The organism is Sporichthyaceae bacterium (genome assembly GCA_036493475.1).
GTDB lineage: Bacteria > Actinomycetota > Actinomycetes > Sporichthyales > Sporichthyaceae > DASQPJ01.
In genome coordinates this window covers 1-23,946 of record DASXPS010000092.1, presented here as the reverse complement: position 1 = coordinate 23,946, position 23,946 = coordinate 1, and the positions used below count along the sequence as shown (strand labels likewise).

The following is a 23,946-nucleotide window of genomic DNA, read 5'->3' as shown; positions in this document are numbered from 1 at the left end:
GCCCTTGAAGTTCCAGTAGAACTCGCCCTGGGTCACGGCATGCAGGTAGAGGGTCGCCGCGTCCGGGTGGGCCAACGCCGCCCGGGTCGCCACGATGTGCCCGCGGATCGTGTAGTCCTTGCCGTCACTCGTGCAGGCGACACTGGTGTTGTTGGTGTTCTCGACCGGGAACGACACCGGGATCGACATCACAGCGGTGTCGGCCGCGCTGGTCGAGGTGGATCGGGCGGCCCCCTGCGCGGACGCCGGAATTGCGAGAACGCCTGCCACGGCGGCGCAGGTTAGTGCGGTCACACTCTTGGAACGCATCTGAACTCCCACGGATAGTGACGCCTACTCAGGCCATGATTCGAGTCGTGAAGTCGATAGCCATACGGTTGACCGTAGGGGCCGTGAGGGAGGACGAGCCAGTGGCGTATGCGCCCGGTTCACTATCGTTTGCGCCATTCGCCCCTACCTGGCAATAAAGGCCAGCAGCGCACCGTTCACCTCGTCCGGGTGGGTCCAGGCGATGTTGTGCGGACCGCCTTCCACCGTGACGAACTCCAGGTCTTTGACCAGGCCGGGCAGCCTGGCCGCGGTCGCGGTGTAGGGCAGGATCCGGTCCGCGTTGCCGTGGATCAACAACGTCGGCACGTCGATCTTCGCCACGTCATCGCGGAAGTCGGTCAGCCAGGTGTCCACACAGGCATGCGCCGCGTAGGCGGAGGCGCCGATGGCGACGGTGAAGCTGTTCTGCCAGGCCTGCTCGCTGATCTGGGTGCCGCCGAGGACGTCGACGTTGTAGAAGTTGTCCAGGAAGGCCTTGAAATATGCGGGCCGGTCACGCACGACCGCCGCCTTGATCTCGTCGAACACCGACCCGTCGACGCCTTCGGGGTTGTCACCGGTCTTGAGCAGGAACGGCGGGATCGCCCCCAGAAGCACCGCCTTCGCCACGCGTGCCGAGCCGTAGTTGCTGAGATAACGAGCCACCTCGCCGGTGCCCATCGAGAAGCCGACCAGCACGACATCGCTGAGATCGAGGTGCTGGAGCAGGGCATGGAGGTCGGCGGCGAACGTGTCGTAGTCGTAACCCACGCTCGGCTGGCTGGACTTGCCGAAGCCGCGGCGGTCGTAGGTGATGACGCGGTAGCCGGCGTGCAGCAAGACCCGCTCCTGCTTCTCCCACGATGCGCCGTTGAGCGGGTATCCGTGGATCAACACCACCGGTTGCCCGGAACCGTGGTCCTCGTAGTGGATGTCGATGGCCGCACTGTTCTCGGTGCCGACGGTCACGCGTGGCATGAGGATCTCCTGTCGGGATTGATGGCCGGGTCATTCGGGTGCTCGGTGAGTGGCGTGGTGCCTGTGGTCATCCACTTGTCCATGGGCAGCGAGGAGAGGATCGCTGCCAGTTGCTTCTCGTTGTCGGCTCGCCACAGGCCAAGGGCGTGCCGGCTTCCCGGCGTGGGCGGCAGCATCCACAGGCGGACGAGGTGTCCCTGCGCAGCCAGCTCGCGCGTCCGATCGGCTTCGCCGGCCTTGATGTCGGCCACCTCTTGCGGATCTGCGTCGTCGGGGATCGTCACGGTGAAGGTGGTCAGGAACTCCGGGGCACTCGCCGCTGCGGTCGGTGCCGGGTCGTTGGGATGGGTGCCGAGCGCAACCACCTCGTCGCGGCGCCAGATCCGCAATGGCATCGACGCGAGCACGTCCTCGAGCTTCACCTCATCGGCGGCCGCGAACAGCCCGATCGTGCGCCATTCACCTGGCTGCAGCGGGGGTCGCCACAGCCGCAACAGGTAACCCTGCGCGGCAAGCTCACGCGAGCGGGCGGCCTCGCGGACACGGATCTCCGCAACCACCTCGTCCGTTGTTCCGTCCGGTACCAGCGTCGCCATCGTGACCAGAAACTCCATGCGGCCGATACTTCTGTTTCGCAGCGCGCCGCGCGCCAGGGGAATACACGGGTTGGTACCTGGTCCCCTTCGCCACGACCGCAACCCGTGCTTGACCCGGCATCGGCCCGGGCATTCCCCTGGCGCGCCCGGCGCAGTTGCGGCGCGAGGCTTCATCTCATGTCGAATCACTTCAGCGCCGCGGCCCTCAAATTCCCCGAGGACGACGCACGTCTCGACCTCACCGACCTGTTTGTCTTCTCCGCGCCGGACAACCCGGACCGGACCGTGCTGATCATCGACGCCAATCCGTTCATGACCGGCTCGGAGTTCCACCCGGATGCGGTCTACCGCATTCACATCGACAACGACGCCGACGAGCACGCCGAGGTGGCGTTCAGCTTCGTGTTCTCCCAGCCGGTCGATGGCAAGCAGACCGCGACCGCCTACTACGCAACCGGCGAGCAGGCCCGACAGCCTGAGCCGACCGGTGAGGTGCTCATCGAGTCCACGCCGGTCGGGTTCGACGCAACGGCGCAGCCCGTCAGCTCGGCCCGTTGTCGGTTGTTCTTCGGAGTGCGCAGCGACCCATTCTTTGCCGACGCCGAAGGCTTTTTCCACGGCTTCCAGTGGACCGGTGAGGACACCTTCGCGGGCAAGAACGTGCTGAGCATCGCGCTGGAGGTGCCCAACCACATGCTGGGCGCCGGCCCGGTGTTCGGGGTATGGGCCACGGTGAGCGTGCGCCGCGACGGCAAACTCGTGCAGGTGGAGCGGGACGGGCATCCGTCGATGAACCCGATCGTCATCGCCGACGAGCAGAAGAATGACTTCAACGCCGGTCACCCGGCCGACGATGTGAAGCTCTACTGGGAGCCGTTGTCTGAGCTGTTGCAAGAACACGGCTACCCGCCGGACGCGGCGCGCGGGGCGGCGCTAACCCTGCTTCCCGACATCCTCAACTACGACTGCAGGCTTCCGTCCACCTACCCCAACGGCCGGGTCCCGACCGATGACGTCTTCGCCGCCCGGACCGCCTACCTGACCAACGGAAAGTTCAGCTTCAGCGGCGTCACACCGCACGCCGACCTCCAGTCGGAGTTCCCCTTCCTCGGCGTGCCGAACAACTGAAAGCGAGACCCACATCGTGACCACCGTCAACCAGAAAGTCGCCGTCATCACCGGCGCATCGCAGGGCATCGGCGCCGCGCTCGTGCAGGCCTATCGCAAGCAGGGTTGGGCCGTCGTCGCCAACTCCCGCTCGATCGCCGCCTCCGATGACGCCCTCGTGGTCACTGTCGCCGGCGACATCGCCGATCCGGCCGTGGCCCGCAACGTGATCGACACCGCCGTGCGCGAGTTCGGCCGCGTCGACACCCTGGTGAACAACGCGGGCATCTTCGTCGCCAAGCCGTTCACCGACTACACCGTCGAGGACTACCAGGCACTGATCGGGGTCAACCTCACCGGCTTTTTCGCCACCACGCAGTTGGCCATCGCGCAGATGCTGCGCCAGAACGAGGGCGGCCACGTGGTGCAGGTGACGACCAGCCTGGTCGACCACGCGAACAGCAACGTGCCCTCGGTCCTGGCCTCGCTCACCAAGGGCGGCCTGCAGTCGGCGACCAAGTCGCTGGCCATCGAATTCGCCAAGCGGGGCGTGCGGGTCAACGCCGTTGCGCCCGGCATCATCCAGACCCCGATGCACGCGCCGGAAACCTACGAGGGCCTGGCCGGGATGCACCCCCTGGGCCGGATGGGCACCATCAGCGACATCGTGGAAGGTGTGCTCTACCTGGAGAACGCCTCGTTCGTCACCGGCGAGATCCTGCACATCGACGGCGGCCAGAGCGCCGGTCACTGAGGGCTGGGGCATGTCTCCCAGACACGCCCTAGTCGGGCGCGAAATCTAGGACCGCCTTTCGGAGCTGTCTGCGCGAGGAGATGCCGAGCTTGGTGAAAACCTTCCCGAGGTGCCACTCAACGGTCCGCGGACTGATGAAGAGGCGAGCGCCGATCTCGGCATTCGACAGGCCGTCACGGGCGAAGCGCGCAATGTGGAACTCCTGCACGGTCAGCTCTTCGGTGGTCTCGACGCTGCGTTGCAGTCCCTTCTCGCCCAGCATGACCAGTTCCCGCCGAGCGCGTTCGGCGAAGGCCGCCGCCCCCATGGCAAGCAACAGATCGTGGGCGGTGCGCAGCTGCGCGCGTGCCTTGATCCGTTCGCCGGTGCGCCGCAGCCACTCGCCGTGGAGGAGGTGACCCCGGGCCACCTCCATGCGCAGGCCCGCGCGGTCCAGGCGCTGGATCGACTCGCGGAACGACGCGCCTGCCTTCTCCCCACTCAACATCGCGCGGAGTCTGGCTTCCATCCCCAACGCCCACTCGGTGGGCGCCGCACGAGCCCGCTCCGACATCCGCTGCAGAGCCGCCACCACCAGCTCGGTGTCGCCCGTACGCGAGGCCGCCTCGGCAAGCTCGGAGACCACCATCATCTGGTACCCGCCCACGACATCACGGTCGAAGACCTCGCGCGCGGCCTGCACCGCGATGTCGTACCGGCCGAGGCCGTTGTTCAACAGGGCACTGGCGTAGCCGGCGAACGTGACGATCCGTCCCTCGCCCAATGCCGATGCTTCGTCTCGCGCCGAAGCGATCAGCCGCGACGCCGCCTCGTCAGTGCCACGCAACGCAGCGAGGAGCGTCGCGGCATAGCCGACCGGCGGATTGCCGGTGAACTCGGAGACCATGCGGTCCTCCTCGACCAGCGCGGCGGCATCGGGCAACTGCCCGGCCAGCAACTCGTGGACCGCGAGGATGTTGACCGCAAATTGCAATTGGACGAGCGCGCCGGTGTCCCGGGCGCGCTGCACCTGCATCTCGGCCAGCATCCGCCCTGCCTCGAAATCCCACAGATCGGTGGCGAGGTATCCGGCGAAGGGGTTGCGGCCCAGCCAGATCAGCTTGCCGACATTCTCGATGCGGTAGTCGACACTGCGCACTTTCTCCAACACCCGGGCGAGGGACGGCACCGCCGCAGCGTGGCCCTCCACGATTCGCGTGGCCAACGCGTCGAGCATCAGGTCGGTGATCCGCAGCTGCCCCTCGGTCGGGGCTGCAGCCCGCGCGGCCTTCGCGACCACGCTTGCCTCCTCCTGTGTCGTGCTGGAGAAGATCGCGGCGCCGAGAGCCTCCAGATACGCCTCCCGGGCCAGGTCGCCATCGAGCGGCTCGAGTTGCTGGGCGGCGTCGACAAGTAGTCCCACGGCGTCTGTCGCGCGCCGCTGATCGAAGGCAATCTGTCCCCGCAGGTGCTTCACCTCGGCAGCCCGCAACTCATCGGCCGGGCCCGCCTCGATCGCAGCGAGGAGCGTGAGAGCGGCATCGAGGGCACCACCACCGCGCTTGCGCCAGGCCGCGGCAAGCTCGCGGTCAGCGCGCCGCGTGGGGTCGGGCGTGAGGCGTGCCGCCCGTTCCAGCAGAGCGGCGGCGGCCAGCAAACCACCGCGGGATTGTGCTCGCGCCGCCGACTGCTCCAGCGCAGCAGCGATCTCCTCGTCCGGCGACTGCGTGGCGTGCGCGAGATGCCACGCGCGTCGGTCGGGGTCGACGCCGGCATCGGTCACCTCGGCCAACGCCCGGTGTACGTCCTGGCGCAGTTGCGTGGATGCGCTGCGGTAGGCCGCCGCACGCACCAACGGATGCCGGAAGCGAACCCGGGCGCCGAACTGGATCAACCCGGCCGCCTCGGCCGCATCGCCGGCGTTGGGCCCGAGCCCCAGCACCGCGGCCGCCCGCCACAGCAGCGTTGCGTCGCCGAGCGGCTCCGCGGCCGCTGTGACGAGCAGGCGCTGAGTGTCCTGCGGCAGCGTGGTCAGCCGCCGGATGAAGCCCTCCTCGATGCGGCTGCTCAACTCCTCCGACCGCTCGAAGCCATCGGCCAGCTCGGCCGTCGTCCAGGCCCGTGGCAGCTCGAGCAGAGCAAGTGGGTTGCCCCGGGTCTCGGCGATGATCCGATCCCGTACCCGGGCATCCATGGGCCGCATGACCACCGAGTCCAACAGCTGACCCGCGTCCACCTCACCGAGGCCGGTGACCGTGAGCTCCGGCAGGCCGCGGAAGTCGCCTTCCTCGCTCGGCTCCCGGATCGCGGCAACCAGAACGATCCGCTCCGCGACCAGCCGGCGTGCCACGAAGGCAAGGGTCTGCGCGGAGGCCCGATCGAGCCATTGCGCATCGTCGATGAGGCAGATCAGCGGCCGCTCCTCGGCCCGGTCCGCCAACAGATCCAGCACCGCAAGGCCGACCAGGAATCGATCCGGCGCCTCGCTGCGGATCAGCCCGAACGCAGCGCTGAGCGCGATGCGTTGCGGATCGGGCAGACGCTCGAGTCGATCCAGGAACGGACCGCAGATCTGATGCAGCCCGGCGTAGGCGAGTTCCATCTCGGCTTCAGCGCCGGCCGACCGTGCAATGCGGCAACCAGCAGCGCTCGACTCGAGGTAATCGAGCAACGAGGTCTTCCCGATGCCGGCCTCGCCGCGCACGACGAGCACCTGGCTCTGCCCGGCGCGCGCACCCGCGATCAACCCGTCGAGGGTCACGCACTCGCTCCGCCTGCCGAACAGCAAGGCCCGACCGTCCTTCGTTCGGCCGCTCGCCCCGTGCGCCGGCCTCGCGTGTCACGATATTAGCCGGGCGGCGCGCCCAGCTAGTGGCGTATGCGCCCGGTTCACTATCATTTGCGCCATGCGCATCGGATTGGTCGCACTCGACGGTTGTTTGGGCTCCGCGGTCGCCTCGCTGGTCGACATCATCGGCACCGCCGAGGCCGTCCGGGACTCGGTCGACTCCGCCATCCCGCCCATCGAGCTGTCGATCGCCGGGCTGCGCCGGCGGGCGACAGCGTCGAGCGGCATGCTGATCCCCACCACCCGCACCTTGCGTGAACTCGACGATCTCGACGTCGTCGTGGTCGCCACCCTCGGCACCTTCACCGGAGCGGCCACCGAAGCGGCCCTGGAACAGCGCGACACCCGGGCGCTGGTCCGGACGTTGAGATCGCTCGACCCACACCGCACTCGGCTGGCGGCCGCCTGCACCGGTGTGTTCCCGCTCGCGGAGGCCGGCCACCTCGACGGTCGGCTCGCCACCACCACCTGGTTCCTCACCCCCACCTTCCGCGCGCGTTACCCGGAGGTGTCCCTGGACCTGGAACGGATGGTTGTTGCCGACGGCCCGATGCTCACCGCCGGCGCCGCCTTCGCCCACATCGACCTCGGGCTGGCGATCCTGCGTTCCATCAGCCCGGAGCTCACCCGCCACGTCGCCCGCCTATTGCTCATCGATGAGCGGCCGTCGCAGTCGGCGTACGTGGTCTACGACCATCTCCAACACGACGATCCGCTCGTGCTCGCCTTCGAGCGGTTCGTCCGCAAGCACTTGGCGGAGCCGTTCGACGTGGGTATTGCCACGCACGCGATCGGCACGAGCCGGCGCACCTTGGAACGACGCACGCGCGAGGTGCTCGCCATGAGTCCACTGGACATCGTGCACCGGCTGCGGCTGGAACGCGCCGCCCATCTGCGTCGGACGAGTGACCTCAGCAGCGAGGCCATAGCCACCCGCGTCGGTTACGCCAACGCTGAGACCCTGCGGGCGTTGGAACGCCGTGCGGCACGCCCGGGCTCTTGACCTGAGCACGACGCCCACGGACTGGCTGGGTTCAACATCTCGTCAAACCGGTGGTTTTCGGGTTGAGTCGGGCACATCCTGACGCCGCTCGGCGGTGGGTCGAATTGTGCCCTTCCAAACGAATTAAGTCTCTGATACAAATATTGAGGACTTGACCTTTTCCGTCCCGGAGTGTCATGAAGCGTCCCCACCCGCGTCGGTCCGGCGTCGCGCTCGGCGTCCTTGTCGTCGGCGCGGCGGGCTGGGTCGTGCTGCCCGCGTCGAGCGCGCGAGCGGACGCCAGCTACGCCGCCGTTGCCCGCACCGAGACGTTCACTCAGACCATCAGCAATCCCTCGATCCCCACGGGTATCGACATCGAGGGTGGCGGCCCGCAGGCCGAGGTGCGCCAGACCAGCCTCGACCTGCGCGATGCCAGCGCCCAGCTGCCCTACGCGGGCGACACCGTGCCCGGCCTGCCCGGCACCGGCGGCGCCCTGTTCAACTTCCCGGTGCCGCCCTACCCCTTCATCGCCGCCACCACCGCGGGCTCGGACCCGCAGACCGTGTCCTACCCGGGCGTGGTGCTGCACGCGGAGAGCGGTGACTACATCACCCGGGCCTCCTCCACCGCGGGCCAGGCGGGCTCCGGCGCCACCTCCGCGGCCAGCGTCACCGAGGACCGGGACGGTGGGGTCAGCGCGGTCGCCAATACCTTCGCGGACACCGTGGCGGTCGGCCCCTATGTGACGTTGTCCGACGTGCGCTCGGTGGTCAGCGTGGCCGCCACCGCGGCCGGCAAGCTCACCCGGACCTCGAGCAGCTCCATCGGGCGCATTTCGGTGCCCGGCCTGTCCTTCGAGATGCCGAAGACCTCACCCAGCCAGATCCCGGTGCCGGTGCCGATCCCCGGCGTGCCCAACCAGCCGCCGGTTCCGGTGCCGGTCTATCCCTATCCGGGGGGCGGGCAGACCTTCCACGACCCGGACATCGGCATTCAGGACGGCTACTTCACGATCACTCAGGTGGAGGGTGGCCAGAAGCAGACCTACCAGATCCCGACCGACGCCGCGTTGGCCGCGTTCAAGAACGCCGGGGTCACCATCCGCTTCCAGGCCCCGCAGCAGATCAAGGACGGGCTGATCTCCGGCGCCTACATCGTCGAATACACCTTCGCCGCGCCGCCGCAGAACGGCTATTACAACGGCGCCACCAAGCTCACCCAGACCACCGCGTACTCGGTGGCCAACGTCGACCTCACCCCGGAACCGGCCACGCCGGTCGGCGGGGTGGTCGGTGCACCCGGCGGCGGCCCGCCGCCGACGTCGGGCATCGCCCCGGACGTGCCCGCGGCGCTCGCGCCGGCCGGCGTGCCGGCGCCCGGCGTGAGCGTGCCGAGCACCGGTGCCCCGCCCACCCGCGGGCTGATCGTGGCCGAGCCCGCAGTGAGCGTGGCCGGCATCAAGGTCGGTCACGGCCTGGACGGGCCGTATCTGGCGATCGCCGGGATGGGCCTGCTCGGGGCGCTGCTGACGATCGGTGTGCGCGTGGTGGGAGGTCGGTAGGGCCATGGGCGAACTGATCAAGTACTTGCGGGTGCAGTGGGACCGCGCCGGTGCCATCGCCTGCGCCGTTGCCGGCATCGTCCTGCTGATCGTCGGCTACGTGGGTACGTCCGGCACCGAGTACATCGCCGAGCAGATCCCGTACTTGGTCTCCGGCGGGCTGACCGGCGTGGTGCTGTTGGCCGCGGCCGCGGTGCTGTGGATCTCCGCCGACCTGCGTGATGAGTGGCGCGAGCTGGCCGCCCAGGGCGACACGATGCGCCGGGAGCAGGAGGAGCGACGCAGCGAGCTGCACGCCTACATCGACGCCGAGGTCTCCCGCCGGGTGGCCGCAGGACGAGGCATTGACGGGTGACCACAGTCGCCGCAGCCGGGCGCACCGCGCCCCCGCGTGAGGCGGAGGCTCCGCCGGTCCGACCCCGGCCGACCGGTCGTTACCTGACCGACCCCAGCCCGTGGCGGGCGAGCTACGGCATCGTGCCGGGCATCCTCGCGGCCGTCGGCGTCGTCGTGATGGCCATCTGTTGGGTGGCGCTGTCGGACAAGGTCGTCTGGCGGGACCAGATCTCCTGGCTGGTCGGTGCCTGCCTGGGCGCCGGGGCCGTCGTGCTCGGCGGGGTGCTGTGGATCCTGGTCGGGATGCGTGAGGTGCGCCGCGGTTTCCGCGACCTGCGCCGCCAACAGCGCCTGCTGAGTCCGGAGCTCGCCCCCGCGCGCATCGATGCGCCGACCGGTGAGGTGCTCATCCTGGTCAGCGCAGCCGGCATGACCCGCGCGCACCACCCCGACTGCCTACTGCTGCGCGGAAAGAACGCGGTCCCGTTGCCGGTCGGCGACGACCGTCCGCGGTGCGGGGTGTGTGCCGCGGTGAGCGAGCGCAGCGAGCGAACGAATGAGCACAGCATGACCGTGCCTCATGACTCTGCCGAGCTTGCGAGGCAGAGGCATGAGTAGCTACATCCCGTTCGTCATCTTCGGCATCATCACCGGCTCCATCTACGGCCTCACCGCCATGGGCTTGGTGCTCACCTACAAGACCTCCGGCGTGTTCAACATCGCCCACGGCGCGGTGTGCGCCGGTGCGGCCTACGTCTTCTACGGCCTGAGGCAGCGTCAGGGCATCCCCTGGGGCTGGACATTCCTCATCGTCGTGTTCGTGATGGCACCTCTGGCCGGGTTGATCCTGGAACGCCTCGCCGTCGTGCTGGCCCCGGTGTCCACCGCCTACCGCATCGTTGGCACGGTCGGTTTGCTGGTCGCCATCCGGGCCATCCTCGGCCTGGGCTTCGGTGACACCGGTCTGGTCTTCGACCCGTTCCTGTCCCAGAAGCAGGCGTTCACCGTTTCCGGTGCCTCGGTGACCGTCGATGACCTGGTCACCTTCGGCGTGGGCACCGTCGCCGCCGTCGCCCTGTTCCTGTTCTTCCGTTTCTCTCGGCTGGGCACCGCGATGCGCGGCGTGGTCGACGACCCGCAGCTGCTGTCCATGTCGGGCACCGCGCCCACCCGGGTGCGCCGCGCGTCCTGGGTGATCGGCTCCTGCTTCGCCGCGGTGTCCGGGATCCTGTTCGCGCAGACCCAGTCGCAGCTGGACATCAACGTGCTCTCGCTGCTGGTGGTGCAGGCCTTCGGCGCCGCGGTGATCGCCCGGTTCACCAACCTGCCGATGAGCTTCGTCGGCGGTCTGGCGGTGGGCGTGCTGCAGGCGGTGACGAGCAAGGCCACCGGGCACACCCACCAACTGCAGGGCATCCACCTCGCGGTGCCGTTCCTGGTGCTGTTCATCGGGCTGTTGGTGATCCCGCGGCGCAAGCTGGTCGAGGTCGGCCGGGTAGTGCGTGCCCGGCCGCGCCCCGCGCCGCTGCTGGACGTCCGCGGCCGCGCGGTGGCGTTCGTGGTACTGCTCGCCGTGCTGATCGCGCTGCCGCACCTGGTCGGCTCCAAGCTGCCCGGCTACAACGTCGCGATGACCCAGGTGCTGCTGTTCGCCTCGCTGCACCTGTTGGTGCGTACTTCGGGCCAGATTTCCCTGTGCCACTTCGGTTTTGCCGCCGTGGGTGCGGCCGGGTTCGGTCACGCCGCGAACAACGGCGCTCCGTGGGTGCTGGCCGTGCTCATCGGCGGCCTGTGGTGTCTGCCGTTGGGCCTGATCGTCTCGGTGCCCGCGATCCGCCTGTCCGGGCTGTACCTGGCGCTGGCCACGTTGGGCTTCGGCATCGTGTTGGCGCAGTTCGCGTACAGCAAGGACTACATGTTCGGTGGCGGGCAATTGCTCACCCGCCGACCGGGCGGCTTCGAGTCGGACAAGCGCTACTACTACCTGCTGCTGGCCTTCGCGTTGGTGGCGGTGGGCATCGTGCTGTTGGTGGAGCGCACCCGGCTGGGCCGGTTGCTGCGCGCCATGGCGGATTCGCCGACCGCGCTGACCACGTTGGGCACCGCGGTGAACGTCTCCCGGGTGCTGGTGTTCACCCTGTCCGGCTTCATCGCCGGCGTCTCCGGCGGGCTGTATGCCTCGCTGTTCGGTGGCGTCACCCAGGACGCGTTCAACTACGTGCAGTCCCTGGTTGCCCTTGCCGTGTTGGCGATCGCGGGCACCCGGACCATCACCGCCGCCTTCCTGGCACCGGGCCTGCTCTACGTGGTGCCGCTGTACTTCACCGGGTCGCGGGCCGACCAGGTACTCCAGCTCGGCTTCGGGGCCGGGGCGATTCTCGCCGCCGCCGCGTCGCAGGGCGCGCTGACCGTTGCGCTGGCCCGCGGCGCTCATCGGCATTCCGGCCGGGCCACGGGGCCGGCCGGGCGCCGGATGGCCCTACCGCTGCCGGGGCGGCCCGCTCGAGGAGGTTCGTGGTGAACAACAACGGGTGGCGCCGTCGGCGCACGCGGATGACGGTGGCGGCGGTCGCTGCGCTGTCCCTTGCATTGGTCACCGGGTGCGGCGGCAACCGAGTCAACCACGATCGGGTGGTCGCGGCGGGCAACGGCTACGGCCCGGCCGCGGCTGATGAGAACAAGTCTCTGGTCCAGGCCGCCGCCGATGCCGCCGCGGCCAAGGTCGCCGGGCAGGCACCGGCGGTGGCCGGACCATCAACCCTCGGCACCGGACCGGGCGCACCAGCGGCCTCGGCCGGCGGTGCCGCGCCCGCCGCGGGCACCACCACCACCGCCACCGGGGCACCGGCCGCCACCACGAACGGCGCGACCGCCAAGGGCGGCACCGCCGGCGCCACCACCACCGCGGCAGGCGCGTCCACCGCGTGCACCGCCACGCTCTCGCCGATCGTCATCGGGCAGACGCTGGCCTCCTCGGGCCTGGTCGGCGCGGCCATCTCCGGGTTGCGCACCGGGCTGGCCGTCTGGGTTCGCGACGTGAACGCCCGCGGCGGCGTCCAGTGCCACCCGATCCAGCTCACCCAACTCGACGACGGGTCCGACCCGGCCAAGGTCGCCTCGAACTGGAACACGATCATCCACGACAAGGGCGGCATCGCCATGGTCGGCGGTGGCGTGCCGATCGCCATCGCGGCCCTGCGTTCGGCCGCCGAACGGGACAAGGTCCCGGTCGTCGGTGGCGACATCACCGCGGTCGACTGGACACAGAGCCCGTACCTGTTCCCGACCGGTGGCGCGCCGTTGACCTCCTACGACGGAGCGGTGGTGGAGGCTGCGGCCTTGGTCAAGGGCACCCCCAAGGCGGGCATCTTCTACTGCGTCGAGGCCTCGATCTGCACCGGGCTGAAGAACAACTTCCCGAAGAGCGTGCAGCGGGCCAAGGTTGAGTTGGGTCCCTCGCTGGCGGTGTCGCTCACCCAGCCGGACTTCACCTCCGAGTGTCAGCAGATGAAGGCGTCCAAGGTCAACCTCATCTTCTTCGGCCTGGACGGCTCCGCCTCCATTCGCGCCGCCCGCTCCTGCGCCTCGCTGAACTACTACCCGATCATCGCCACCGGTGCCATCGCGGTGTCCGCGCAGGCTGCCGCCGACCAAGGGCTGCGCCACAACAACACCTTCCTGGGCAGCGGCGTGGTGCCCTACACCACCAACGACTCCGCGGCGATCCAGGCCTTCCACGCGGCGATGAAGCTTTACGCGCCGAGCAACCCGGAGGACCAACAAACCCTGCTGGGTTGGGCCTCCGGGAAGTTGTTCGAGGCCGCACTTGCCAAGGAGGCGGCCAAGGCCCGGGCCGGCAATGTGACCACGGCGATGGTGCTCGACGGCCTGTGGCAGTTGAAGAGCGAGAAGCTCGGCGGGCTCACGCCGGGCGCGACCTTCGTCAAGGGCGACCACGCGGTGGTCGATGACTGCTACTACCCGCTGAAGCTGGACGCCCAGGGCTTCTCTGCGCCCAAGGGCAGCAAGCCGGTCTGCTACGGCAGCTCGGCGAAGATAGCCGGGGTCGCGCCCGCCGATGCGGCCGTGCCGGCCCCTGACCTGGCCGCCACCAAGGATCGCTGATGTTCGAACTGCGCGGCGTTGACGCCGGCTACGGCGGCACCCAGGTGCTGCGCGGGGTGGACCTGGTGGTGCCACCGCGCTCCATCGTCGCGCTGCTCGGACCGAACGGGGCCGGGAAAACCACGCTGCTGCGTGCCGCGTCCGGACTGATCCGGCCCACCGGCGGGGACATCCGGCTCGACGGGGAGTCGGTGCTCGGCCTGCCGCCGCACGACCTGTGCGCCCGCGGGCTGTGTCATGTGCCCGAGGGCCGAGGGGTGTTCCCGAATCTGACGGTGCGGGACAACCTGGTGCTGCAGAGCAAGCCGGGCAGCGAGAAGGAGTCCATCGCCCGCGCGGTGTCCGCCTTCCCGCGGCTGGGCGAGCGACTGTCCCAGGTCGCCGGGACGATGAGCGGTGGCGAGCAGCAGATGCTCGCGTTGGCCCGCACCTACGTGCAGCAGCCCCGCTTCGTGCTGCTCGACGAGGTAAGCATGGGCCTGGCCCCGAAGATCGTCGATGAGATCTTCGAGTTCTTGGAGCGGTTGGCCGCGGAAGGTTCCAGCCTGCTGCTGGTCGAGCAGTACGTGGCCCGCGCGTTGCAGGCCGCGGACTACGTGTATCTGCTCAACCGGGGCCGGATTTCCTTCGCCGGTGAGGTTTCCGAGGTCGACGCGGACGCCATCGCCGCGGAATACGTCGGAGTGGCGCAGTGACCGCGTTGGTCACCGGGGCCGCGCGCGGCATCGGGCTGGCCACCGCGCGGGCATTGGTCGCGGCGGGTCACGAGGTCATCATCGGTGACGTGAACGGCGATGTCGCCGCCGAGGCCGCGGCGTCCATCGGCGCCAAGGCCGTGACCTTGGACGTGACCGATCCGGATTCGGTCGGCGCCTGCGCCGCCGGGCTGTCCACGCTGGACGTTTTGGTGAACAACGCGGGCATCGTGCGCGGCGGGACGCTCGCCGAGATGAGCATCGCGGACTACCGCACGGTGATGGACGTGAATGTGCTCGGTCCGGTGCTGATGACCCGGGCCTGCACCGAGGCCTTGGCCGGGGCCGGTGGCGCGGTGGTGAACCTGGCGTCGATGTCGGCCTTCATGCCGGTGCCGGGCACCGGGGTGTACTCGATGAGCAAGGCCGCGGTGGTGTCCTACACGCAGGCCGCCGCGCTGGAGCTGGCGCCGCGCGGGATCCGGGTCAACGCGGTGGCGCCGGGTCGGATCAGTACCGAGATGACCGCCGACCGGCAGACCGACCCGGCCCGCGAGGCCCGCACCAACGCGCTGATCCCGTTGGGCCGCTCCGGGCAGGCAGCGGACGTGGCCGCGGTGATCTGCTGGCTGGCCTCACCGGCCGCGGCGTATGTGACCGGTCAGGTGATCCCGGTGGACGGCGGGCTGACCATCGCCACCGTGCCGTTCTTCCAGGCGGCTCAATCAGGCTGACGCCCAGTAGGGCGCGCGGATGGTGCGCTTGTCGATCTTGCCGACCGGGGTACGGGCCAGCGATTCCACGACGGTCAGCTCGCGCGGGCACTTATAGAGCGTGAGGTTCGCGCGGCAGTGGGCGAGTAGCTCGTCGGGGTCGGGCGGCGTGGCCGGGTCGGCGGGCCCGACCAGGGCGAGCAGTTGCTCGCCGAGGTCGGGGTGCGGCACGCCGATGCACACGACCTCGTTGACCGCCGGGTGCGCGGCCAGCACGGCCTCGGCCTCGGCCGGGTAGATGTTCACCCCGCCGGTGACCACCAGATCCGCGAACCGATCGGTGATCCACACGTAGCCCGCCTCGTCCATCACCCCGATCTCGCCGAGGGTGAACTCGCCCGGTCCGGCGAACGGGTCGTCGACGCCCCCGTGCAGGTAGCGCATGCCGTACCCGGAGGTGTCACGGAAGTACAGCCGGCCGCGGGTGCCGGGCGGCACCGGTCGACCGTCCTCGTCGAGCACGAACGCCTCGAACGGTGGGATGGCCCGGCCCACCGAGCCGGGCCGCTGCAGCCATTCCGCGGTGCCGATCAGGCAGGTGGTGCCGACCTCGCTGGCGCCGTAGCTCTCCCAGTGCACCTCGCCCAGCCAGTCGATCATCGCCCGCTTCACCTCGATCGGGCACTTCGCACCGACCTGCAACACGAACCGCAGGCTGGAGGTGTCGTAACGCGCGCGCTCCGCGGCGGGCAGCGCCAGCAGGCGTTGGAAGTGGGTGGGCACCATGATCGTGGAACCGATGTGGTCGCGTTGCACGGCCGTCAACCATGCGTGGGCGTCGAAGCGGTGCAGCACGGTGGTGGCCGCACCGCCGAGGAACAACCGGGTGCCCGCCAACGGTCCGGCGTGATACATCGGCCCGGACACCAGATGCCGGCCGTGCGGGATCGTGGTGCTGCCGGACAGCTTCTGCACGTGTTCGACGATGTCCGCCCCGCCGACCCAACTGGTCGGTGGCAACCGCACGCCCTTGGGTCGCCCGGTGCTGCCGGAGGTGTAGACCAGAGTGGGCAGCGGCGGGTGATCGGTGGGCGGTTCGGGGTCGTCCCCGGTGACGCCCAGGTCCTCGATCACCGGGGTCACCCCGGCCCGCTCGGCGCCCGCGCGGGCCCGGTCCGCGGTGGCCGGGTCGGTGAGCAGCACAGCCGCGCCGGAGTCGCGTAGTACGAACGCCAGCTCCGCGGGCTCCAGGTGGAAGTTCGTGGCCACTGCGGAGACGCCGGCCAGGGTGGCCGCCACGTAGGTGAGCAGGGTGGCCCCACTGTTCTCCGCGACGATGGCCACCCGCCGGGCCGGCCCGAGGTCCAGTCGCAGCAGCGTGGTCACCGCCCGGCGCAGCCAGGCGTCGACCTGACCCCACGTCAGATCCATGTCGGGGCCACGCAACGCGATCTCGTCGGGGCGCTGTGCGGCGTGCAGTGCGGCGAAGGTCATCGGGCCCGCCAGGCAGCGAGCAGGCCGGCGTTCTGGCCGGGGGTGCTGCCGTAGGTGACCACCTCGTCCGCGCCGGCGGCGCGGAATTCGGCGAGTTTGGTGACGCAGCCGGCGGTGCTGCCCAACGCGCAGGTGACGGTCATCTGCGGTTGCTCATGCATGAGCGACCGCCTCCTCGCCGGCGATGCGGCCCATGCCCACGGCCAGGCCCAGGGAATTGCCGCTGCCCATGTACACCGGGCCGAGCAGTCCACCCACACACTCGCCGGCCGCGAACAACCCGGCCACCGGCCGCCCGTCGGTGCCGAGTACCCGGGCCCGATCGTCCACCCGCAGCCCGGCACCCGTGACGTTTACCGTCACCGGGCGCACCGGCACCGCGTACAACGGGGGAGTGCGCAGCGGCAGCAGGAAGTCCGCCTTCTTGCCGAAGTCGGCGTCGTGGCCGGCGTCGGCGTTCGCGTTGTACCGCTGGACTTCGCCGATGAGCACGCCCGGATCGAGACCGATTGCCTCGGCGAGCTTGGCCGGGTCGTCCGCGGCGTGCGCCCGGCCATCGGCCAGCAGAGTTTCCATCAGGTCCGGACGGTAGTGCCGGGGCCGGAACGGCGGATGGTTGGGCCAGACCTGCTTGTAGCAATCGGTGTACCGCGTCAGCAGCGCCGCGGGCGGGTGCAGGCAGGCCTCGTCGAGCAGCACAATCGCCCGGTTGCCGCGGGTGCGCACCAGTCCGTCGAGGATCCCGTAGGGCGCGGTCTCGTCGGCGAATCGACGACCGGTGCCGTCCAGCAGCACGGTCCAGCCGGGTAGGAACGCCTCGTTGATGAACGTGCGGCCGGGGCCCAGGGTGCGCAGCCCGCGGTCCACCCCGGCGATCTGCGCGCCCACCTGCGCGCCGAGTGCGAATCCGTCGCCCAGCGCGCCGTCGTGGCCGATATACCAGGTGCGCTGGGGATCCCAGGCGGACGGGAAGAACTGCTCGAGCAGTGCCCGGGAGGCACCGAAGCCGCCGGTGGCCACCACCACCGCACCCGCGGTCAACTCGTCACCGGCCACCGCGGCACCGAGCACCGCGACGCCGCCATCCTGACGGGTGATCAGCCGATCCACCCGGCGCCCCAACGCGATGTCCACCCCGGCCGCCTCGCAGGCCCGGCGCAGCGCATCCACCAGCGCCTGGCCACCGCCGTCCACGCAGTGCGAGCGTGGTTTGCGCTCGTCCCCGCCGAAGATCAGCCGCTGGAAGAACGGCACCCCGTGCCCGGCCAGCTAGTCGATGGTCGCCCCACTGCGTTCGGCGAACCGGCGCACCGGTCCCGCCGCGACGTCCCACCGCTGCAGCTGCATGTATTCGGCGAACATGTCCGCGCCGGAGTCCTCGACGCCCGCCGCGCGCTGCAACGCGCTGCCGCCACCCATCACGATGCCGCCGGACAGCCGGGAGGACCCCCCGACGACGTCGCTCGCCTCGCTGATCAGCACGCGGTCGGCGCCGGACTCGCGGGCGGACAGCGCCGCGGCCAGGCCGGCCGCGCCCGAACCCAGCACCAGCACGTCGACGTCGGTCACGGGAGCAATTTATATGAGCGCTAGACCTTTTGGTACCCGGCAGATTAGTGTCGGGGGGTGGCCGAGTGTCCCTACACGCCAGCGGATCTGAGCCGGTTGATCGAGGGTGACCCGGCGTTGCTGCGCTGCCCGTTCCCGCTCTACGACGTGCTGCGCGGCGAGGCGCCGGTGGCCCGCAACGAACGGCTCAACGCGTTGGTGGTCTCCCGCTACGCCGACGTGATCGAGGTGCTGCGCGACCCGGTCACCTATTCCTCGGCGATGGCCAGCGGCCCCAGTTCGGTGTCGGGGCTGGCCAAGGAGATTCTGGCCGACCCGGACAGTCCAGCGGACCTGCGCGGGCAGGCCGAACGGCGGCTGCGCATCGCCGAGTCACCGGTGCTGTTGTTCACCGATCCGCCGCTGCACAAGCGGCAGCGCACCCTGGTCAGTGGCGCGTTCAGCGCCAAGCGGGTCAAGCAACTGGAGCCCGACGTGCGCCGGGTGACCGGTGAACTCATCGACGAATTTCTCGCCGACGGCACGGTGGAACTGGTTTCCCAGTTCTCCATCCAGCTGCCGATGACGGTGATCGCGGTGCTGCTCGGCGTGCCGCCCTCGGAGATGGCCACGTTCAAGCGCTGGTCCAACGCGTTCACCGCCGGGGTCGGCGCGGTGGGGCAGACCAAGGACGAGATCGCCACGATTTTCGCCGAGGTGGACACCTTCTACGACTACTTCACCGAGCAGGTGGAGCGCCGTCGACACACCCCGCAGGACGACCTGCTCACCGACCTGGTCGCCGCGCGGATGGACGGCGAGGCGCCGCTGGCGCTGGACGAGATCCTGCAGATGCTCGTGCAGTTCCTGGTCGCGGGCAACGAGACCACCACCAACGCCATCACCACGCTGATGTTCCACCTGGCCCGGGACCCCGAGCTGGCGCAGCGCGTGCGGGCGAACCCGGCGCTGGTGGAGCCGCTGGTCGAGGAGATGCTGCGGATCGAGGCGCCGGTGCAGGGCATGTTCCGGGTGAGCACCGCGGACAGCACCATCGGCGATGTCCAGGTGCCCGCGGGCTCCTTGCTGTGGCTGGTGTACGGCTCGGCCAACCGCGATCCGGAGGCTTTCACCGATGCCGGCGCGCTCGACCTGGACGCCGAGCGCGCGCCACATCTGACCTTCGCCCGCTTCGAGCACTTCTGCCTGGGCGCCAGCATTGCGCGGTTGGAACTGCGGGTGGCCGCTGAACTATTGCTGGCCCGGCTGGACGACATCCGGTTGGCCTGCGCGCCGGAGGCGTTGACCTATCACCGCAGCTTTGTGCTGCGGGGCGTCTCCGCGTTGCCGCTGGAGTTCACCGCACGGGGCTGAACCCTGACGCAACGGCTATTCGGCGCGACCGGCCGCGGCCTCTTCGGCGCGGCTCAGCCCGAGCAGCCCGATGAGTTCCTCGTGGTACTCGAACCACACCGTGTGGTAGCTGTCCAGGATCGGGCGGGCGACGTAGGCGGATTCGCCCTCGTCGATGCGGTCCAGCGCGTTGCAGAACCGCACCCGGTACTGCGCCAGCCGGGGCACCGTGTCGATGGTGCGGTCCAGCACGGGACTGAACTGCTGGTGCACGCGGTGGATCTTGTCGAAGACCTGACTGTCGTAGTCCGGGTCGCTGTGGTCGTTCGGCGTGCCGTCCTCGCGGATCTGCCAGGCGGTGATCGCGGCCTTCAGCGCGGAGTTGACCTGGTCGAAGTCGTGGTACGCGGCGGACAGCGCGGCCTGGTCGATGCCGTCGCGCTCCTTGGCAACGAGGCCGGCCAGCGCCTCCTTGCCGTCCTTGGTGATCCGGTACTGCGGGCCACCGGAGACCAACTCCCGCGCCAACAGGTCGGCCAACGCGTCGGCTGCCGCAGACTCCTCGACACCGGCACAAGCGGCGACACCCGCCGTGTCCACCCGACCTTTCATCCGCACGGCCGTCAGGATCGCCAGTTCACTCATGCCGGGTCCGTCCTTCATCACGTTGTCGGCGAATCTGCGCATGGTAGCCGCGTGGTCAGCGCCCGATGGTGGCCCGTCCGTCGGACAGCACCACGGTGCCCGCGTCGGTGCGCGCGACGAACCGGACCTCCGGACCGACGCCCCACAGGTCGATGTGCAGGGTGTCGCCGGGGTGGACCGGGGCGGCGAACCTCGCGGACATCGCGGTCAATCGGTCCGGGTCGGATCCAGCGGCGGCATGCAGCACCGCGCGGCCGGCGAAGCCGTAGGTGCACAACCCGTGCAGGATCGGCCGATCGAAGCCCGCGCGCTGCGCATAGGCCGGGTCGGAGTGCAGCGGGTTGCGGTCGCCGGTGAGCCGATACAGCAACGCTTGCTCCGGTCGGGTCACGTAGGTCACGGTCTCGTCGGGCTTGCCCTGCGGCGGCTCGTCGGCGGAAGACGGACCGCGCTCACCGCCCCAGCCACCGGCGCCGCCGATAAACAGCGCCGTGCGGGTGCGGAACAGCGCTCGCCCGGTCTCATCCGTGGCCTCGGTCTCCAGCGCCACCAGCGCCGCCGTGCCCTTGTCCCACATCTCTGCGATCCGGGTGCGCGTGGTGGCCGCGCCCTTTACCGGGAGCGGGCCGAGCAGCTCGACCGCCTGCGAGGCGTGCGCCAGCTTGGTCCAGTCGACGCTGCCGGCGGCCTTGAGCACCGAGGGATCCGTGCCGAGCACCACCGGCATGGTCGGCAGCATGCGCTGCGCGACGTCGCGGGTGTTATCGGTGGTGAAGGCGAGTTCATCGGTGCCGGCGCCCACGCCGAGCGCGTACAGCGCGCAATCGCGCCCCGACCAACGGATCGGACGGGCTTCGCCGACGGTTCCGACGGCAGCGGGATCGAGCGGCACGCAGGTCTCCCGGGCTCTTGTGCGGATCTGGAAAATAGTCTACACCTGGACCATTGATGAATCGAGCTTTTGGAGTCCGATGTCTCGCATCCCGGCGGTCGACTACCTGGTGCTGGAGCCGGAGCCGCACCTGGTGGCCAGGGTCTGCACCGCGTGTGGGGCGGAGTACTTCGACCGGCGCAACGGCTGTGCGAAGTGTTTCAACACCGATTTCGAGTCGCGTGCGCTGGGCACCGAGGGCACCATCACCGCGTTCACCGTGGTGCACCGCGCCGCCCCCGGCCTGCCCGCGCCGTACACCTCGGTGGTGGTGGACCTGGACGGCGGCGGGTCGGTGAAGGCCAACCTGCTGGGTATGAGCGACCCCGCGGCGGTGATCGCCTCGACCAAGGTGCGGCTGACCACGTTTGTGGCCGGCACGGACGACGACGGCGTGGAAGCGGTTGCCTTCGCCTTCGAGCCCATGCAACTCAATGGACACAGTGGTGGTGCGGCATGACCGGGGATCAGGACATCTGGATCATCGGCGCGGCCATGACCAAGTTCGGTCGGTTCGCCGACCTGGATCTGCTCGACCTCGCCGCTGATGCGGCCACGTCCGCGATGCGCGACGCCGACACCGACATGGGCAAGGTCGGCGTGCTGACCATGGGCAACGTCTATGAGGCGAGTTCGAACAACGGCCAACGGCTGCAGAAGCAGATCGGGCAGACCGGGATCCCTGTCTACAACGTGGTCAACGCCTGCGCCACCGGTGCCACCGCGGTGCGGGTGGCCATGCTGTCGCTGCTCGGTGGGGAGTCGGACGTCGCCCTGGCCGTGGGTGTCGAGCAGATGGGCAAGATGGGTCTGATCGGCAACGCGGCCAAGAGCAAGCCGGCCAAGAAGGAGTTCGCGCCCAAGGGCCGATACGGCTCGGTGGTGAAGACCGAGGGCGTGCTCGGCACCGGGTTGATGCCCGGCGTGTTCGCGCAGGCCGGCACCCAGTACGCGCTGGCCCACGGTGTTAGTGCCGAGCAGTTCGCCAAGGTCGCGCAGAAGAACCACGCACACTCCACGCTGAACCCGTTGGCCCAGTACCGTAAGGAATTCTCGCTGGAGGAGATCCTCGCCGCCGACGTCATCTCCTGGCCGAACACGCTGCCCATGTGCTGCCCGACCGGTGACGGTGCGTCAGCTCTGGTGCTCACCACCGGCGCCAAGCTGCGCACGCTGGACCCGGACGTGCGGCGGCGTGCGGTGAAGATCAGCGCCTCGGTGCTCACCTCCGACCCGTGGGTGGCCGGCGGACAGGTGCAGCCGGACGTGAACACGTTGACCCGACAAGCGGCCGACAAGGCCTACGAGCAGGCCGGCATCGGCCCGGCGGACCTGAACCTGGTGGAGCTGCACGACTGTTTCGCCACCGCCGAGCTCATCCACTACGACAACCTGCGGCTGTGTGAGCCGGGCGGGGCCGGGGAGTTCATCGATTCCGGGGCGCCGTGGCGGGACGGCCGTACCCCGGTCAACGTCTCCGGTGGGCTGCTGTCCAAGGGCCACCCGATCGGCGCGACCGGGGTGGCGAACCTTTACGAGGTGGCCACCCACCTGCGCGGGGAGGCCGGGGACCGACAGATCGCCGGGGCCCGGGTCGGACTCACCCACGTCATCGGTCTGGCCTCGGCCTGCGCCGTGCACATTCTCGAGGCCCGGCCGGCGTGACCTTTCCCGCGCCGACCACGCCCGAGCAGACCCGGCAGCAGTTCCGGGCGTGGCTGGCCGAGCACCGCGGTGAACTCAAGTCGCTGACCGACCACGGCCCGGACGTCGCGGCGACCTTCACCGCGTTGCGCGGCCTGCAGCGGTTGCTCTACGACGCCGGTTGGATCCGGCTGGGTTGGCCGGAACGTGTCGGCGGGCTCGGTGGCGCGGCGATGCTGCGCGCGGTGGTGGTGGAGGAGCTGTGTGCGGCGGGCTACCCGCCGCCGTTCTCCTTCGGCACCCAGGAGGTGCTGGGGCCGGTGGTGATGGACCACGCGCCCGAGCTGGCCGTCGAGGTGCTGCCCCGGCTGTTGCGCGGCGACGAGGTGTGGTGTCAGGGATTCTCCGAGCCCGGCGCCGGATCTGACCTCGCGTCACTGCAGCTGCGCATGCATGCCGACGGGAACGACTGGGTGCTGAACGGGGAGAAGGTATGGACCAGTTGGGCGCAGGTCGCCGACCGCTGCCTGCTGCTCGGCCGCACCGGCGCCCGCGACTCCACGCACCGCGGGATCACCGCGCTGTTGCTGGACATGGACACGCCGGGCATTGACTTGCGGACGCTGAGGAGCATGAACGACGACGCGGAGTTCTGCTCGATCTACTTCGACGACGTCCGGGTGCCGCGCAGCCGCACGGTCGGGGACACCGACGGCGGCTGGGCGGTGGCGATGCAGATCCTCGCCGCGGAACGCGGCGCCGCGGCCTGGCAACGTCAGACCTGGTTGGGGGTGCGTCTCGGCGACCTGCTGCGCGAGGCCCCCGACCTGCCCGCCGCGGTGGCCGGCGAGGCCTACGAACTGCTGCACGCGCTGCGGCTGCTGTCCCGTCGCGCGGTATGCGCGCTGTCCGCCGGAGAGGATCTGGGCGCGTCGCCGTCCTTCGCCAAGCTGCTGATGTCCACCACCGAGAAGTTCCTGTTCGACACCGCACTGGACTACCTGCCGCGACAGGTGCTGCTCGAGCCCGGCCCGGTGGCCGACGCGTGGCGCAACGACTTCCTCTATTCGCGCGCCGCCTCGATCTACGGTGGCGCCGCGGAGATCCAGCGCGACATCATTGCCGGGCGAATCCTGAAACTGCCGCGGGAGTAGGGCCGATGGACACCGACGCCGCGGACATGGAGGAGCGTGCGCTGCTCACTGAGGCACTCGCCGACCTGGTCGAGGCCCGGACCGGCGACCTGCCCGCCGCGCTGACCGAGTTCGGCTGGCCGGAGTTGTTGGCGGCCGACCCCGCGGTTGCGGTGGGCACGCTGTTCCGCTTGCAGGGAGCGAGGTTGAC

Annotated in this window: 23 protein-coding genes and 1 pseudogene; 15 read left to right on the top strand and 9 right to left on the bottom strand. The window is 69.7% G+C overall.

Annotation, left to right across the window (positions count from 1 at the left end; all coding sequences use genetic code 11):
• From VGJ14_10160 to VGJ14_10150, 3 genes are all read right to left on the bottom strand, one after another.
• The coding region (locus tag VGJ14_10160) for an alpha/beta hydrolase (protein ID HEY2832777.1) at positions 1-270 on the bottom strand (270 nt) is incomplete at its 3' end.
• A gap of 183 nt (positions 271-453) precedes the next feature.
• Positions 454-1,287 (bottom strand): alpha/beta hydrolase, encoded by an 834-nt coding sequence (locus VGJ14_10155; protein HEY2832776.1) that lies wholly within the window; start codon positions 1,285-1,287, stop codon positions 454-456.
• Entirely contained in the window at positions 1,275-1,901 is a 627-nt protein-coding gene (locus VGJ14_10150; GenBank protein ID HEY2832775.1) for a muconolactone Delta-isomerase family protein, read from the bottom strand. Before VGJ14_10150 ends, VGJ14_10155 begins: the two co-directional genes overlap by 13 nt.
• A gap of 159 nt (positions 1,902-2,060) precedes the next feature.
• Between VGJ14_10150 and VGJ14_10145 the strand changes: the two genes are divergently transcribed.
• Both VGJ14_10145 and VGJ14_10140 read left to right on the top strand, forming a co-directional pair.
• The gene (locus VGJ14_10145; GenBank protein ID HEY2832774.1) at positions 2,061-3,011 is read left to right on the top strand and encodes a DUF4331 family protein; all 951 of its coding nucleotides are present in this window, start codon (positions 2,061-2,063) and stop codon (positions 3,009-3,011) included.
• Positions 3,012-3,027: 16 nt separating this feature from the next.
• A complete protein-coding gene (locus VGJ14_10140) occupies positions 3,028-3,744 on the top strand; it encodes an SDR family oxidoreductase (GenBank protein HEY2832773.1) in 717 nt (238 codons plus the stop codon).
• A 28-nt stretch (positions 3,745-3,772) separates the two neighbouring features.
• Here VGJ14_10140 and VGJ14_10135 read toward each other — a convergent pair whose 3' ends face one another.
• A complete protein-coding gene (locus tag VGJ14_10135) occupies positions 3,773-6,511 on the bottom strand; it encodes an AAA family ATPase (GenBank protein ID HEY2832772.1) in 2,739 nt (912 codons plus the stop codon).
• 118 nt (positions 6,512-6,629) lie between these two features.
• Between VGJ14_10135 and VGJ14_10130 the strand changes: the two genes are divergently transcribed.
• The 8 genes from VGJ14_10130 (at position 6,630) to VGJ14_10095 (ending at position 15,008) form a co-directional block, all read left to right on the top strand.
• The gene (locus VGJ14_10130; protein ID HEY2832771.1) at positions 6,630-7,574 is read left to right on the top strand and encodes a helix-turn-helix domain-containing protein; all 945 of its coding nucleotides are present in this window, start codon (positions 6,630-6,632) and stop codon (positions 7,572-7,574) included.
• Between the two features lie 176 nt (positions 7,575-7,750).
• Positions 7,751-9,118: a hypothetical protein gene (locus VGJ14_10125; GenBank protein ID HEY2832770.1), complete on the top strand. Its 1,368-nt coding sequence runs from the start codon at positions 7,751-7,753 to the stop codon at positions 9,116-9,118.
• A 4-nt stretch (positions 9,119-9,122) separates the two neighbouring features.
• On the top strand, positions 9,123-9,473 hold the full coding sequence (locus VGJ14_10120) for a hypothetical protein (GenBank protein HEY2832769.1): 351 nt from the start codon (positions 9,123-9,125) through the stop codon (positions 9,471-9,473).
• A complete protein-coding gene (locus VGJ14_10115) occupies positions 9,470-10,072 on the top strand; it encodes a hypothetical protein (protein HEY2832768.1) in 603 nt (200 codons plus the stop codon). Before VGJ14_10120 ends, VGJ14_10115 begins: the two co-directional genes overlap by 4 nt.
• On the top strand, positions 10,065-11,975 hold the full coding sequence (locus VGJ14_10110) for an ABC transporter permease (protein HEY2832767.1): 1,911 nt from the start codon (positions 10,065-10,067) through the stop codon (positions 11,973-11,975). Before VGJ14_10115 ends, VGJ14_10110 begins: the two co-directional genes overlap by 8 nt.
• Positions 11,972-13,579, top strand: a complete 1,608-nt coding sequence (locus tag VGJ14_10105; protein ID HEY2832766.1) for an ABC transporter substrate-binding protein — start codon at positions 11,972-11,974, stop codon at positions 13,577-13,579. The genes VGJ14_10110 and VGJ14_10105 overlap by 4 nt, the downstream gene beginning before the upstream one ends.
• Positions 13,579-14,274, top strand: a complete 696-nt coding sequence (locus VGJ14_10100) for an ABC transporter ATP-binding protein (protein ID HEY2832765.1) — start codon at positions 13,579-13,581, stop codon at positions 14,272-14,274. The genes VGJ14_10105 and VGJ14_10100 overlap by 1 nt, the downstream gene beginning before the upstream one ends.
• Entirely contained in the window at positions 14,271-15,008 is a 738-nt protein-coding gene (locus VGJ14_10095) for an SDR family oxidoreductase (GenBank protein ID HEY2832764.1), read from the top strand. The genes VGJ14_10100 and VGJ14_10095 overlap by 4 nt, the downstream gene beginning before the upstream one ends.
• Here the strand turns inward: VGJ14_10095 and VGJ14_10090 are convergent.
• The 3 genes and pseudogenes from VGJ14_10090 to VGJ14_10080 all read right to left on the bottom strand — a co-directional run bounded on the left by VGJ14_10090 (position 15,000) and on the right by VGJ14_10080 (position 18,029).
• Positions 15,000-16,481, bottom strand: a complete 1,482-nt coding sequence (locus VGJ14_10090; protein HEY2832763.1) for an AMP-binding protein — start codon at positions 16,479-16,481, stop codon at positions 15,000-15,002. The two genes, VGJ14_10095 and VGJ14_10090, sit on opposite strands and share 9 nt — an antisense overlap.
• On the bottom strand, positions 16,478-16,642 hold the full coding sequence (locus VGJ14_10085; GenBank protein HEY2832762.1) for a hypothetical protein: 165 nt from the start codon (positions 16,640-16,642) through the stop codon (positions 16,478-16,480). The genes VGJ14_10090 and VGJ14_10085 overlap by 4 nt, the downstream gene beginning before the upstream one ends.
• Positions 16,635-18,029, bottom strand: a pseudogene (locus VGJ14_10080) (FAD-dependent oxidoreductase). The gene VGJ14_10085 and the pseudogene VGJ14_10080 overlap by 8 nt, the downstream one beginning before the upstream one ends.
• A gap of 78 nt (positions 18,030-18,107) precedes the next feature.
• Between VGJ14_10080 and VGJ14_10075 the strand changes: the two are divergent.
• On the top strand, positions 18,108-19,403 hold the full coding sequence (locus tag VGJ14_10075; protein HEY2832761.1) for a cytochrome P450: 1,296 nt from the start codon (positions 18,108-18,110) through the stop codon (positions 19,401-19,403).
• A gap of 15 nt (positions 19,404-19,418) precedes the next feature.
• Here the strand turns inward: VGJ14_10075 and VGJ14_10070 are convergent, their stop codons facing one another.
• Entirely contained in the window at positions 19,419-20,027 is a 609-nt protein-coding gene (locus VGJ14_10070) for a hypothetical protein (GenBank protein ID HEY2832760.1), read from the bottom strand.
• Between the two features lie 55 nt (positions 20,028-20,082).
• Positions 20,083-20,919 (bottom strand): MaoC/PaaZ C-terminal domain-containing protein, encoded by an 837-nt coding sequence (locus tag VGJ14_10065; GenBank protein HEY2832759.1) that lies wholly within the window; start codon positions 20,917-20,919, stop codon positions 20,083-20,085.
• 79 nt (positions 20,920-20,998) lie between these two features.
• Here VGJ14_10065 and VGJ14_10060 point away from each other — a divergent pair, with 79 nt between their 5' ends.
• The 4 genes from VGJ14_10060 to VGJ14_10045 all read left to right on the top strand — a co-directional run.
• Positions 20,999-21,418, top strand: coding sequence for an OB-fold domain-containing protein (locus VGJ14_10060; protein HEY2832758.1), 420 nt, complete (start codon positions 20,999-21,001; stop codon positions 21,416-21,418).
• Positions 21,415-22,623 (top strand): thiolase family protein, encoded by a 1,209-nt coding sequence (locus VGJ14_10055; GenBank protein HEY2832757.1) that lies wholly within the window; start codon positions 21,415-21,417, stop codon positions 22,621-22,623. The genes VGJ14_10060 and VGJ14_10055 overlap by 4 nt, the downstream gene beginning before the upstream one ends.
• Positions 22,620-23,756, top strand: coding sequence for an acyl-CoA dehydrogenase family protein (locus VGJ14_10050; protein ID HEY2832756.1), 1,137 nt, complete (start codon positions 22,620-22,622; stop codon positions 23,754-23,756). Before VGJ14_10055 ends, VGJ14_10050 begins: the two co-directional genes overlap by 4 nt.
• A 5-nt stretch (positions 23,757-23,761) precedes the next feature.
• A partial coding sequence (locus VGJ14_10045) for a hypothetical protein (GenBank protein HEY2832755.1) occupies positions 23,762-23,946 on the top strand: 185 nt, incomplete at its 3' end.